General features: G+C 59.9%; 12 protein-coding genes. 4 read left to right on the forward strand and 8 right to left on the reverse strand.

The window, feature by feature from the left end:
* Nucleotides 1-774 precede the first annotated feature (774 nt).
* From QMX93_RS26365 to QMX93_RS26395, 7 genes are all read right to left on the reverse strand, one after another.
* A complete protein-coding gene (locus QMX93_RS26365; protein WP_282358466.1) occupies nt 775-1,341 on the reverse strand; it encodes a GNAT family N-acetyltransferase in 567 nt (188 codons plus the stop codon).
* Nucleotides 1,342-1,582: 241 nt separating this feature from the next.
* Nucleotides 1,583-2,353, reverse strand: a complete 771-nt coding sequence (locus tag QMX93_RS26370) for an electron transfer flavoprotein subunit beta (RefSeq protein ID WP_212545035.1) — start codon at nt 2,351-2,353, stop codon at nt 1,583-1,585.
* A 9-nt stretch (nt 2,354-2,362) separates the two neighbouring features.
* Nucleotides 2,363-3,583: an electron transfer flavoprotein subunit alpha/FixB family protein gene (locus QMX93_RS26375; RefSeq protein WP_053124554.1), complete on the reverse strand. Its 1,221-nt coding sequence runs from the start codon at nt 3,581-3,583 to the stop codon at nt 2,363-2,365.
* On the reverse strand, nt 3,583-5,532 hold the full coding sequence (gene dgcB / locus QMX93_RS26380; protein ID WP_282358467.1) for a dimethylglycine demethylation protein DgcB: 1,950 nt from the start codon (nt 5,530-5,532) through the stop codon (nt 3,583-3,585). Before dgcB ends, QMX93_RS26375 begins: the two co-directional genes overlap by 1 nt.
* Nucleotides 5,533-5,694: 162 nt before the next feature.
* Entirely contained in the window at nt 5,695-7,755 is a 2,061-nt protein-coding gene (gene dgcA, locus QMX93_RS26385; protein WP_212550116.1) for a dimethylglycine demethylation protein DgcA, read from the reverse strand.
* Between the two features lie 15 nt (nt 7,756-7,770).
* Nucleotides 7,771-8,301, reverse strand: a complete 531-nt coding sequence (locus tag QMX93_RS26390; protein WP_053124559.1) for a DUF5943 domain-containing protein — start codon at nt 8,299-8,301, stop codon at nt 7,771-7,773.
* 102 nt (nt 8,302-8,403) lie between these two features.
* Complete coding sequence (locus QMX93_RS26395; RefSeq protein WP_060542339.1) at nt 8,404-9,381, reverse strand: dipeptidase; 978 nt, start codon at nt 9,379-9,381, stop codon at nt 8,404-8,406.
* Between the two features lie 234 nt (nt 9,382-9,615).
* Here QMX93_RS26395 and QMX93_RS26400 point away from each other — a divergent pair, with 234 nt between their 5' ends.
* Entirely contained in the window at nt 9,616-10,017 is a 402-nt protein-coding gene (locus QMX93_RS26400) for a lysozyme inhibitor LprI family protein (RefSeq protein WP_282358469.1), read from the forward strand.
* Between the two features lie 47 nt (nt 10,018-10,064).
* On the forward strand, nt 10,065-10,481 hold the full coding sequence (locus tag QMX93_RS26405; protein WP_158959954.1) for a DUF3010 family protein: 417 nt from the start codon (nt 10,065-10,067) through the stop codon (nt 10,479-10,481).
* Between the two features lie 84 nt (nt 10,482-10,565).
* Here QMX93_RS26405 and QMX93_RS26410 read toward each other — a convergent pair whose 3' ends face one another.
* A complete protein-coding gene (locus QMX93_RS26410) occupies nt 10,566-11,510 on the reverse strand; it encodes a GlxA family transcriptional regulator (protein WP_282358470.1) in 945 nt (314 codons plus the stop codon).
* 206 nt (nt 11,511-11,716) lie between these two features.
* On the opposite strand from QMX93_RS26410, the gene QMX93_RS26415 reads away from it, so the two are divergent.
* On the forward strand, nt 11,717-12,661 hold the full coding sequence (locus QMX93_RS26415) for a choline ABC transporter substrate-binding protein (RefSeq protein WP_053124565.1): 945 nt from the start codon (nt 11,717-11,719) through the stop codon (nt 12,659-12,661).
* Nucleotides 12,662-12,772: 111 nt separating this feature from the next.
* Nucleotides 12,773-13,660 carry a 3-keto-5-aminohexanoate cleavage protein gene (locus tag QMX93_RS26420; protein ID WP_053124567.1) on the forward strand — a complete coding sequence of 296 codons (888 nt, stop codon included), beginning with the start codon at nt 12,773-12,775 and terminating at the stop codon, nt 13,658-13,660.
* The last annotated feature ends 119 nt before the right edge of the window (nt 13,661-13,779 follow it).

Below are 13,779 nucleotides of genomic sequence, written 5' to 3' on the forward strand. Positions count from 1 at the left end.
TGGTGTGCCTGTCCAAGGAAAAAGCAAAAGCTCCGCGGGCAAGCCTTGCTCCTACAATTGGAATGCGGCCCCTTGTAGGAGCAAGGCTTGCCCGCGAAGGCGTCCTCACAAACACCACAACCCTAAACCCAGATTGCACAATTTCTGATCAACCACCCCCCACCCCATACCCACCAAGCCCCCCAGCCTTCCGCAAACAAGTTATCCACACACCCACCCACAGCAAATGGGGACAACTGTGGATGACTCGAAAAATATCCCACTGATTTGCAAAGAAAAACCGTGACTTATCCAGAAGTGCGGTTTTGAAAACACATTGATCGCTTTTTGATCATCAGCCTACAAGCCACGCCATTCATGGCCTTCAGCGGATGGCAAACACCTTATCCACAGAAGCACCAACAGAGATCGGGGGTAACTTTATGTCTGCTGTGGAAAAGCCCTGAAGACTGCGAAATATCAGGCCCTACGGGCAATTCATCGAGTCAAAAGCGCGAATTGATCAGTTATTGACCAACTCTCTGAAAGCCGCGTTATATATAGCTCTCAGGGGTTAGCGAACATCTTATCCACAGAAGCGCCAACAGAGATCGGGGGTAACTTACGCAGTTATCCCGCAGAAAAATCCCGTAAAAACCGTAACTTAGGCTGGTTGTTTTTTGATCTGCGGCCTGCAAGCCACGGCAGACATGACTTGCAGCGAAGGGCGAACACGTTATCCACAGACTGACCAACAGGGATTGTGTGTAAACCCTCGTCAGTGGATAACCGAGTTCATGCTCGGTGCATCAGATAGGCCTCGCCCGTCACCCGGATCATCGGATGCGGAACCACTTGGCAGGTTTTGACGATGCCGAACCCATGCCGCTCATAGAAGCGGCGGGCGCCGGTATTGGCGGCGTAGTCGATCAGGCTCAGACCTTTGAGCGCGAGCTGATCGGCGCGGGCCTGGGCATGCTGGAGGAAGCGCACGCCCAACCCTTGATTTCGCCAACCTTCGTGCAGCGCGAGGCTGGAGATGTACAGCGTGTCCGCCACTTCCATGTCGGCGTATGGCGCCAGCACGGGGTCGGTGGGCGGGGTCGGGTCTGGATCTTCGCGCGTGACGTAACTGTGCATCATGCCAACCACGCGGCCGTCGGCCTCAGCGATCAGGCAGTTCTGCCAAGAAAAATCCACATCATCGCGGGCATAGCGCCGCTCACCGACATCGAGCAATGCCTCACCCGGCTCCGCCAATTGGCTCCAGATGTAGTCCGAAGCACCCTCCGAAGAGATCTGAAACAACCGCGCAATATCGCGCGCATCCGTGCGCCGGGCAGGTCGAAACTCAACGGTCATTCACTTGACTCCTCTGGGTTTGAGCAGGGGTTTTAACCTGTGGTTGAAGCTGATCGCAAAGGAATGCCGAGGATTTTTCATGTCAACAAATGACAGCCCATCTCTGCCTTCCGCTGACCTGTAGGAGCTGACGAGTGCAACGAGGCTGCGATCTTTTGATGTTGGTATTTGAAAACAAGATCAAAAGATCGCAGCCTCGTTGCACTCGTCAGCTCCTACAGAGATTTGGGGGTGTCGGGGGTCAGCGGACGACGCCTTCTTCGATGAGGAGTTTGAGGATGGCTTCGGCACCGGCCTGTGGGGTAACGCCTTTGAGCACTTGCCCACCGCCGCCGCTGGCTTTTGCTGTGGCGGCTTTCATCCGGTCAGCACCGCTTTTGGCTTTGATCACTTTCAGGCGTTTTGGCCGTGGTTTGGCCGGTTGCAGGGTCGCGACGGACAGAAGTTCATCATCGATAACTTCAACGTCATCCGCCTCCAATACCCCTCGTCGCGCCGGGCCGTAAGCACTCTGCCGAGGTTTCGGCGCAGCGTTATCCACAGTCGCCAGAAACGGCAGTTTCACCTTCAAGCGACGTCGTTGCCCACGCGGCAAAGCCTGCAGGACCAACGCCGATCCATCATTGATCGACTCAACCTGCGCCAACCCGACCACCAGCGGCCAGCCCAAACCTTCGGCGAGCAGAAACGGCAACATCCCCGAGCCTTCACCGGTTTCGGCCTGGCTGCCGGTCAGCACCACTTGCGCCCCCGCATCGCGGAGATACGCGGTCAGCGCCGGTAACGCATCAGCGCCAGTCGGTTGCTCAAGCACATGCATCTGTTCCAGGCCCATGCCCAGATAGGCGCGCAACGCCGGTTCGGCAACATCGCCGGCATGCAGCACTTGCAGGTTATCCCCAGCGAGTTGCAGGCCCAACTCCACAGCGCGGGCATCTTGTTCGGCGCGACGTGGCCGGCCGGAGGTCGGGTGAGCGCCGATTGAAACCAGACTGATAACTTTCGTGTTCATAGCGTTTCCTTAAGCCGCATCGCGCTTGGCGTCGTTGCGGTAAGCCGCCACCGCCGCGATCAAGGCTTGAAGAATCTCTGCGCTTTCGCCGATCACCGAGAGGTCGGCGCGTTTGATCATGTCGCAACCGGGATCGAGGTTGATCGCCACGACCTTGTCGCAGGCGCCAATGCCCTGCAAATGCTGGATCGCCCCGGAGATACCCACAGCGACATACACCCGCGCGGTGACCCAGGTGCCAGACGCGCCGACCTGGCGATCACGCGCCATAAAGCCATCGTCCACCGCCACCCGCGATGCGCCTTCGGTGGCGCCGAGTGCGGCAGCCGTTTCGTGGAACAGCGCCCAGTCCTTGACGCCGTTACCGCCGGAGAAAATGAACTCCGCTTCGGCCATCGGAATCGCTGCCGGGTCGACCGCCACTGCGCCAAGATCTTCGATCCGCGACAGGCTACGCGCGACGCTTGTGGATAACTCCACTGGCAACGCTTCATGCCGGGTTTCGCTGACCGGTTCGGCACATTCCGCCGACGCCAGAATCAACCGCGCGAGCGGACGTGCAAGATCCTGCAAGCCAGCACCGGCGCGGCCGATGCACTCTTGATCCTTGACCTGCCAGACCCGCGTCGCCGGGCGTTCACCCAGAGCAGCGGCGAAGCGTCGACCGAGTTCGCCGCCACCGCTGCGACTGTCCGGTAGCAGCCAGTGACGTGGATTGAACTGGTTATCCACAGCACGCAAACCCTGCACGCGCTGCTCCGGTGCATAACCGCTGAAGGCTTCACCTTCGAGCACCAACAAACGATCGACGCCAGCAGTAGCGAACGCGTTTTCCTTATGTTCACCAAAAACCACCGCCAACACCGCGCCGTCCTTGCCGGCCAGTTGATGAGCGAGGCCAAGCAAATCGCGGTCGTGGCTACTCAAGCGGCCACCGACCATGTCCGGCACCACGCTGATGTAAAACGCCGGGGCTGGCACCTGATGCAGCGGCAATTGCACTTCCACAGCCGCCGAACGTTTAACCGCCCCGCCCTGTTGCGCGCCGCTGCGGTCGATCCGTTTGATGCCGTTGGGGCCGATAAAACCCATGCCGTGCAGGTTCTTGCGGATGACGCCATTCGGCCCCATCCAGCTGTGCTGCGCCGGTTGCATCGCCGCGTGCAGCGGGTGCAAACGGTTACGGGCAATCCATTCGGCGCGCGGGTCGCGGCGGATAATGTCGCTCATCAGTGGGCCTCCGCAGGTTCACGTTTGGCCGGGGTGGCAGGCTTGCTTGGCGCGGCGTCTTCGAGCAGCGCGTCAGCCACCAGTTCGGCAATGTCCTTGATCAGCGGACGCGGTTCGACCACGCCTTCGAGCATCGCCGTGCACTGTGGACAACCCACGGCCACCAGTTCGGCACCGGTTTCGCGGATGTCCTCCATGCGCATGTCGGGAATCCGTTGCTTGCCCGGAATGTCAGTGATCGGCGCCCCGCCACCGCCGCCGCAGCAGCGCGAACGGAAGCCGGAACGTTGCATTTCTTTGACTTCGATACCCAGCGCGCGCAGCACTTCACGCGGCGCCTCGTACTCGCCGTTGTAGCGGCCGAGGTAGCACGGATCGTGATAGGTCACGCTGTTGCCTTTGTGCTGCCCGAGGTTGAGCGCGCCGGCCTGAATGATTTCCGCCATGTAGGTGCTGTGGTGCTGCACCAGGTAATTGCCGTCGAACGCGCCGTACTCGTTTTTCAGCACATGGAAGCTGTGCGGATCACAGGTGACGATGCGGTTGAAGCTGTATTTGCCCAAGGTCTGAATATTGCGTTTGGCGAGCAACTGGAAGGTTGCTTCGTCGCCCAAACGGCGCGCTACGTCGCCGCTGTCACGCTCTTCAAGACCGAGCACGGCGAAGTCGATTTTCGCCGCTTTCAGCACTTTGACGAACGCGCGCAGAGTGCGTTGGTTGCGCATGTCAAACGCACCGTCGCCGACCCAGAACAGCACGTCGGTGGATTTCTTTTCGCTGAGCAGATTGAGGTTCAAGTCCGCCGCCCAGTTCATCCGCCCGCCCGGGGCGAAACCGCCGGGGTTGTCGGTGGCGATCAGATTTTCGAGGACTTCGGCGCCTTTGTTCGGGGTCGCGCCTTTTTCCAGGGTCAGGTGACGGCGCATGTCGACGATGGCGTCGACGTGCTCGATCATCATCGGACACTCCTCGACGCAGGCGCGGCAAGTGGTGCACGACCAGAGGGTTTCGGCGTCGACCAGACCGTTGACGATCGGTTGATGCGGATTACCGCTGTGTTCGCCAATGGGTTTGCCGGGATACGGGCTGCCAGCAAACTTGGCATCGGTACCGCCAGCGAGGCCGACGACCATGTCCTGAATGAGTTTTTTCGGGTTCAGTGGCTGACCAGCGGCGAACGCCGGGCATGCGGCTTCGCATTTACCGCACTGCACGCAGGCGTCGAATCCGAGCAGTTGGTTCCAGGTGAAATCTACGGGTTTCTCAACACCCAACGGCGCTGACGGATCATCGAGATCCAAAGGCTTCAGGCCCGTGGAACGACCGCCGCCAAAGCGTTCAGCGCGACGGTGCCAAGCCAAATGCAACGCACCGGCAAAGGCGTGTTTCATCGGCCCGCCCCAGGTCATGCCGAAGAACAGTTCCGACACGCCCCACAGCACGCCGATCCCGAGGATGCCCGCGAGCACCCAGCCACCGAAGTTCTCCGGCAGTATTCCAGCCACCGGCAATGTCAGCAAAAAGAACGACGCGGAGAATGCCAACAGGCTTTTCGGCAGGCGCATCCACGGGCCTTTCGACAGCCGCGCTGGCGGGTTGCGCCGGCGCAGATAAACGAAGATCGCGCCGACGAACATCACCGCCGTCATCAGCAGCAGCGCGTAGCCGAGAATGCGGTTGTGCAGGCCGAAACCGTGCACCAGCAGCGCCAGTACAATCGACGCCACCGCACCACCGGCCGTGGCCACGTGGGTGTTGGCGATGTATTTGTCCCGCGCGACGACATGGTGCAAATCGACCATGTAACGCTTGGGCATGGCGAGCAGGCCGCCGATCAGGTCGACCTTCGAGGCCCGGCCCCGACGCCACATGGCCACCCGCCGCAACGCGCCGAGGACACCAAGGCCCAGAGCTGCGAACAACAGGATTGGAAGAAGGGTGTTCAACATGGTGAAGCTCCCACCAGTACAACCTGGAGAAACACGGCGTTCAATGATCGTTCCCACGCTCCGCGTGGGAATGCATCCCGGGACGCTCCGCGTCCCAAAGCGGACGCGGAGCGTCCATTGCGGCATTCCCACGCGGAGCGTGGGAACGATCGTTCGCGAGGCTTAGAAGTCTTTGCACAACCGCAACGCGTCATAGATGGCGGCGTGGGTGTTGCGCTGCGCCACGCAGTCGCCGATGCGGAACAGCAAGTAACCGTCGCCGGTGGTGCTTAGAGATGGCTGCGGTTTGATCGCGAACAAGGCATCGATGTCGATCTGGCCCTTGTTGCGCGAACCGTCCTTGAGCCCGTAATACAGCTCTTCGTCCGGACGCACACCGTTCTCCACTACCACCTGATCGACCACCCGCTCCTCTTTGGCGCCGGTGTATTCGTTCTCCAGCACCGCGATCAGTTTGTCGCCTTCGCGGTAGACCTTCTCGAGCATCATGTCGCCGGTCATGATCACTTCTTTCGGGTACATGCTGCGGTAGTAGGTCGGGAACGACGTACCGCCGATGGCCACGCCCGGTTTGATGTCGTCGGTGACGATCTCGACCTGGCTGCCCTTGTCAGCAAGGAAGTCGGCAACCGACATCCCGGTGAACTCGCAAATGGTGTCGTAGACCAGCACGTTCTTGCCCGGCGCGACCTTGCCATCGAGCACGTCCCAACTGCTGACAACCAAACCTTCAGCGGCGCCCCAGTGTTCGTTCTGCTCCAGGAATGGATGACCGCCAACCGCCAGCACCACCACGTCCGGACGCAAGTCCATGATCGTCGCGATGTCCGCCGCCGTGCCCAGACGCAGATCGACTTTCAACCGCGCCAGCTCCAGTTGGAACCAGCGGGTGATGCCAGCAATCTGGTCACGCTGCGGCGCTTTCGAAGCGGTGGTGATTTGCCCGCCGATAAATTCTTTCTTCTCGAACAAGGTTACGTCGTGGCCACGTTCAGCCGACACGCGAGCGGCTTCCATCCCCGCAGGCCCGGCACCGACAACGACCACTTTGCGTTTGACGCCGGTGGATTTTTCGATGATGTGCGGCACGCCCATGTATTCACGGGAGGTCGCGGCGTTCTGGATGCACAGCACGTCCAGACCTTGGTACTGACGGTCGATGCAATAGTTGGCGCCGACGCACTGTTTGATCTGATCGATCTGGCCCATTTTGATCTTGGCGATCAGGTGCGGGTCAGCGATGTGCGCACGGGTCATGCCGACCATGTCGACGTAACCGCCTTCGAGAATGCGCGTGGCCTGGTTCGGATCCTTGATGTTCTGCGCGTGCAAAACCGGCGCCTTCACCACTTCTTTGATGCCCGCAGCCAGGTGCAGAAACGGCTCCGGTGGATAACTCATGTTGGGGATAACGTTGGCCAGGGTGTTGTGGGTGTCGCAACCCGAACCGACCACACCGATGAAGTCGAGCATGCCGGTGTCGTCGTAATACTTGGCGATCTGCTTCATGTCCTCGTGGGACAAACCGTCCGGGTGGAACTCGTCACCGCACAGGCGGATGCCGACGCAGAAATCATCGCCGACTTCCTTGCGCACAGCCTTGAGCACTTCGAGGCCGAAACGCATGCGGTTCTCGAAGCTGCCGCCCCACTCGTCCGTACGTTTGTTGACGCGCGGGCTCCAGAACTGGTCGATCATGTGCTGGTGCACGGCGGACAGTTCGACACCGTCGAGACCGCCGGCCTTGGCCCGCGCGGCGGCAGTGGCGTAGTTGCCGATCACCCGCCAGATTTCTTCCGGCTCGATGGTTTTGCAGGTCGCGCGGTGCACCGGTTCGCGGATGCCCGACGGCGACAGCAGGGTCGGCCAGTGCTCGCCATCCCAGCGCGAACGACGACCCATGTGGGTAATCTGAATCATGATCTTGGCGCCATGCTTGTGCATCGCATCCGCCAGATTCTGGAAGTGCGGAATGATCCGGTCGTCCGCCAGGTTCACCGATTTCCACCAGCCTTGCGGGCTGTCGATGGCGACACTGGAAGAACCGCCGCAAATCGCCAGGCCGATGCCGCCCTTGGCTTTCTCTTCGTAGTATTTGACGTAGCGGTCGGTGGTCATGCCGCCGTCCGTTGCGTAGACCTCAGCGTGCGCGGTGCTGAGCACGCGGTTGCGGATGGTCAGTTTGCCGATCTGGATCGGCTGGAACATTGCTTCGAAAGCCATGGCGGGTTCCTCGACTTACAACGGCTTGACGGTGAACAAGCCGTCTTCGTGGCCTTCTTCGGAGCCACCGTAAACTTGCTCGGCAACCGTGCGAATCTTGCTGCCGCGGGCTTCAAGAATCTGATCCATCGCACCGGCAAACCAACCGGTGAACATGTAGTCGACCTTGCGCCCGACCTTGCCGTAGACGTAGACGAATGCCGAGTGTTCGAGCTTGACGCTGGCAGTGCCTTTGTCGAGGTCGATGTCCTGAATCTTGAACAGGCCCCAGCCGCGTTGCGACAGGCGTTTCATGTAGTGCTCGAATACGGCGACGCCTTCCAGACCGTGGCATTCAGCTTCTTTTTCGCACCAGTGCCAGGCGGATTTGTAGCCGGCCTTGTAGAGGATTTCGGCGTAGGCGTCGGCGCCCAAGACTTCTTCGATGCCCATGTGGTTATTGACGAAGAAATGCCGTGGCACGTAGAGCATCGGCAGGGCGTCGGAGGTCCAGACACCGGTCTCGCTGTCGACTTCGATTGGCAATTGCGGGGCGATCTTGGCCATGGAAAGTTAACTCCAGAAAAAATAGTGGATTCAGTGGTGACCGCTGCCCTCACCCCTCTCCCACAGGAGAGGGGGCAGTGCGGCGGCGGTCTTGAGTCAGCGTTACTCGCCCCAGACGTCTTTCAAGACGTTGACCCAGTTCTCGCCCATGATCTTGCGCACCACGCGCTCAGGATGGCCGCGCTTGAGCAGGGTTTCGGTCAGGTTCGGGAACTCGCCGACGGTGCGGATGCCCAGCGGGTTGATGATCTTGCCGAAGCTGGTCAGACGGCGGGCGTAGCCCTTGTCGTGGGTCAGGTATTCGAAGAAGTCCTGGCCGTGACCCTGGGTGAAATCGGTGCCGATGCCGATGGCGTCTTCGCCGACGATGTTCATCACGTACTCGATCGCTTCGGCGTAGTCGTCGATGGTCGAATCGATGCCCTTGGCGAGGAACGGCGCGAACATGGTCACACCGACAAAACCGCCGTGGTCAGCAATGAACTTCAGTTCTTCATCGGACTTGTTGCGCGGATGCTCTTTGAGACCCGACGGCAGGCAGTGGGAATAGCAGACCGGTTTTTTCGATTCGAGGATGACTTCTTCAGACGTCTTGGAACCGACGTGAGACAGGTCGCACATGACGCCAACGCGGTTCATCTCGGCGACGATCTCGCGACCGAAACCCGAAAGGCCGCCGTCACGCTCATAGCAACCGGTGCCAACCAGATTCTGGGTGTTGTAGCACATCTGCACGATGCCAACGCCGAGCTGCTTGAACACCTCGACATAGCCGATCTGGTCTTCAAAGGCGTGGGCATTCTGGAAGCCGAAGAGGATGCCGGTTTTGCCCTGCTCCTTGGCTTTGCGGATGTCGGCGGTGGTGCGCACCGGCATCACCAGGTCGCTGTTTTCGCGGATCAGCTTCTGGCTGGCAGCGATGTTGTTCACGGTCGCCTGAAAGCCTTCCCACACCGACACAGTGCAGTTGGCTGCCGTCAGACCGCCCTTGCGCATGTCTTCAAACAGCTCGCGGTTCCATTTGGCAATGATCAGACCGTCGATAACGATGCTGTCGGCGTGTAATTCGGCTGGGCTCATCAGGCGTCCCCTTATTGGCGATTCATGCGCCGAATCGTCTGCCGGCGCTTTGGGGCCAGCATATGCCTCGGTGCAGGGGCGACCGGGTGCAAAAACGACAGGGGAATTGCCGAAAGCGTCAATCCGCGACAAAGGGTCATCCGCCGCCCCGACCGGCCACCTTTCCAAGCCCGCACGCTTGAGCCAGAATCACCGGCATCTTGCAAATACCACTGGATTAGAGCGGCGACAACAATGAAATCGATCTTCCTGGCCCTGGCACTGATTGCGACCGGCGTACACGCCGCCGAAGAGTCCGACAACAACCCGTGCGACGCAGTCGAAAACGACGTCCAGACCCTGGAATGCTCGACCTACAGCCGCACCACCGCCGAAGACCTGCTCAAAGACAACTACGCCAGCCTCAACGAACGCATGCAGACCGCATACGGCAAAAACGCCACGCAACTGGCGGACATCACCGCCAAGATCAAGACGGCTCAGCAGCAATGGCTGAAGACCCGGGATGCGGATTGCGCGGTGGAAGCGTTCCCGGCGACGGCGGGGAGCAAGGCGTTCACGATTGCGCAGAATGACTGCGTGGCGCGGATGAGTGATGAACGGTCGGAGTTTTTGGAGTCGATTGGGCAGGAGTGAGTGTCTGAGCTGTAAGCTGCCCTTCTATAGCCAATCTAGGTAATCACATGAACATCTGCGGCATTGAAATCAAAGGCAGCGAAGCGATCATCGCCGTGGCCGCTCTCGACGGTTCGACCCTGAGCCACATTCCCCTCGCCACCAAGAAAATCGCCCTCGACGAAGATGACGAAGCGGCGAACGTGAAGCTGTTCGCAGCGCAGGTGGCGTCGTTTGTGCGTGAGAATTCGGTTGACAGGATTGCGATCAAGAAGCGCAGCAAAAAGGGTGAATTTGCCGGTGGGCCGACGACGTTCAAGATTGAGGGGATTTTGCAGTTGCTGGATGGTTGTGAAGTGACGCTGCTGTCGCCGCAGACGATCAATGCGCAGGCGAAGAAGCATAATTTCGAGCTGCCGGGGACGCTGAACAAATATCAGCATGAGGCTTATAAAGCGGCGTGTTCGGCGTTGGTGAAAAAGTAAGATCAAAAGATCGCAGCCTTCGGCAGCTCCTACATTGGAATGCAATCAACTGTAGGAGCTGCCGAAGGCTGCGATCTTTTGATTTCAGGCTTGGACGGTACGCCGGTCTTCGCGCGGGCAGCGAGCAAATTTTGCTCGATAGCTGCGGGTGAAGTAGGACGGTGATTCGAAGCCGCAGGCGATGCTGACTTCGAGCACGCTCATGTCGGTCTGACGCAGTAGCTGCCGGGCCTTTTCCAAGCGCAATCGCAGGTAAAAGTTACTCGGCGTATCGTTCAGATGCAGCCGAAACAACCGTTCCAGTTGCCGCCGCGTGACTTTGATCGATTCCGCCAATTGCAGCGTGGTCAGCGGCGGTTCGCTGTGCTGCTCCATCTCGCCAATCACCTGCACTAATTTCTTGTTATTGATGCCATAACGCGTAGCGACTTCCATGCGCTGGTGGTCTTTGCGCGGGCGAATCCGCCCCAGCACAAACTGCTCACTGACCTCAATCGCCAGCTGCGGCCCATGGGCCTGGGCGATCAGATCGAGCATCAGATCGATGGACGCGGTGCCGCCCGCCGAGGTGATGCGCCGACGGTCGATCTCGAACAGCTCCTGAGTGACGCTGAGCTGTGGATAAGATTCCTTGAACGCATCGATCGCTTCCCAGTGCAGGGTCAGGCGATGGCCCTCAAGCAACCCGGCTTCGGCAAGGACAAAGCTGCCCGTGTCGATGGCGCCCAGCGTCACGCCATCGTTATCCAGCCGCCGCAGCCAATGTTCCAGCACCGGCGTGGCAAACTTCAGCGGTTCAAACCCGGCCACCACCAATAACGTCGCACCTTTCTTCAGGGGTTCCAGCGCAGCATCGGCGTTGACCGACATACCGTTACTCGCCAGCACCGCCCCGCCATCAGCGCTGAGTACGTGCCAGCGATACAACTCGCCTCGAAAGCGGTTGGCGACGCGCAGCGGTTCGATGGCGGAAATAAAGCCGATGGCGGAGAAGCCCGGCATCAGCAAGAAATAGAAATCCTGAGACATGTGCGCACTCGATTCGCGGGTAACGAGAGGGAGGGGAGCGTGGCTCGTTGATACGCCGATTGTCGTCAGCGTTCAAGGGTGCAGGTCGCTACAGTGCAAATGCCCGTCGCCGTAGTGCGCTTTCACGGGCGCATTGCTGCGTAACTTTGCATCACCGGCGCACCAGATGCCGGGAACCACAATAACGACCTGCCGAGGAACCCGACATGAAACGACTGATCAGCAGCTGTGTTCTTGCACTCAGCGGTACCGCTTTCTTGAGCGCCAGCGTCATGGCGGCCGAACCTGCGTCATGCCAGAACGTGCGCATGGGCGTGGTCAACTGGACCGACGTGATCGCCACCAGTGCGATGACCCAGGTACTGCTCGACGGCCTCGGCTACAACACCAAACAAACCAGCGCGTCCCAGCAAATCATCTTCGCCGGGATTCGCGATCAGCGTCTGGACTTGTTCCTCGGTTACTGGAACCCGTTGATGACGCAGACCATTACGCCGTTTGTCGACGCCAATCAGGTCAAAGTCCTTGAAGCACCGAGCCTGAAGGACGCCCGCGCTACCCTCGCGGTGCCGACCTATCTGGCAGATAAAGGCCTGAAAACCTTCGCTGACATCGCCAAATTCGAAAAAGAACTCGGCGGCAAGATCTACGGCATCGAGCCAGGCTCAGGCGCCAATACGCAGATCAAGGCAATGATCGCCAAGAACCAGTTCGGCCTCGGCAAGTTCCAGCTGGTCGAGTCGAGCGAGGCCGGCATGCTCGCCGCCGTCGATCGCGCCGTGCGCCGCAAAGAGGCCGTGGTGTTCTTCGGCTGGGCGCCGCACCCGATGAACGTCAACGTGAAGATGACCTATCTCACTGGCAGTGAAGACGCCCTCGGCCCGAATGAAGGTATGGCGACGGTGTGGACAGTGACCGCGCCGAAATACGCCGAGCAATGCCCGAACATCGGTCGCCTGCTGAGTAATCTGACCTACACCGCCGAAGACGAGAGCCGGATGATGCAGCCGCTGCTCGATCACAAAGATGCTTTCGAATCCGCCAAGCAATGGCTCAAGGATCACCCGGAAGACAAGCAGCGCTGGCTCGACGGCGTGACCACGTTCGATGGCAAACCAGCGGCTGAAAATCTCCAGCTGACCAGCAAATAACCCTCTCAATTTAAAGCCCCTCTCCCTGACCGGAGAGAGAGGACTGAACCACGCTTCGCAGCCCCGAAACGGGCTGCGGACAGACCCATCACGCCTGAAGGAAACCGCACCATGAACCACGACGTCATCATCACCTGCGCACTTACCGGTGCTGGCGACACGACCGCCAGAAGCCCTCATGTGCCGGTCACCCCGAAACAAATCGCTGCGGCGGCCGTTGAAGCCGCCAAGGCTGGCGCCACCGTCGTGCACTGCCACGTTCGTGATCCGCAGACCGGCAAGTTCAGCCGCGACGTGGCGCTGTACCGCGAAGTGATGGAGCGCATCCGCGAGGCCGACGTCGACATCATCGTCAACCTCACCGCCGGCATGGGCGGCGACCTGGAAATCGGCGCGGGCGAGAACCCGATGGAGTTCGGCCCGAACACCGATCTGGTCGGCCCGTTGACCCGACTGGCTCACGTAGAAGAATTGCTCCCGGAAATCTGCACCCTCGATTGCGGCACCCTGAATTTTGGCGATGGCGACACCATTTACGTGTCCACTCCGGCGCAACTGCGCGCCGGTGCCAAGCGCATTACCGAGCTGGGCGTGAAGGCTGAGCTGGAAATTTTCGACACCGGCCACCTGTGGTTTGCCAAGCAGATGATCAAGGAAGGTCTGCTCGATAACCCGCTGTTCCAGCTGTGCCTAGGCATTCCATGGGGCGCACCAGCGGATACCACCACCATGAAAGCCATGGTCGATAACTTGCCCGCCGATGCAGTGTGGGCAGGGTTCGGCATTGGCCGGATGCAGATGCCGATGGCGGCGCAAGCGGTGCTGCTTGGCGGCAACGTGCGGGTCGGGCTGGAAGACAACCTGTGGCTGGACAAAGGTGTGCTGGCGACCAACGGCCAATTGGTTGAGCGCGCCAGCGAAATCCTCAGCCGCCTCGGCGCCCGCGTACTCACGCCGGCGGAAGGCCGCAAGAAGATGGGGCTGACCCAGCGCGGCTAAGCCTCAGCCAAAAAATGGGGCTCTCACAGCCCCCCAATTCCACCTGTAGGAGCTGCCGAAGGCTGCGATCTTTTGATCTTGTTTTTTAAGATCAAGATCAAAAGATCGCAGCCTTCGGC

Source organism: Pseudomonas sp. PS01303 (assembly GCF_029959385.1).
In the GTDB taxonomy this organism is placed as follows: domain Bacteria; phylum Pseudomonadota; class Gammaproteobacteria; order Pseudomonadales; family Pseudomonadaceae; genus Aquipseudomonas; species Aquipseudomonas rustica.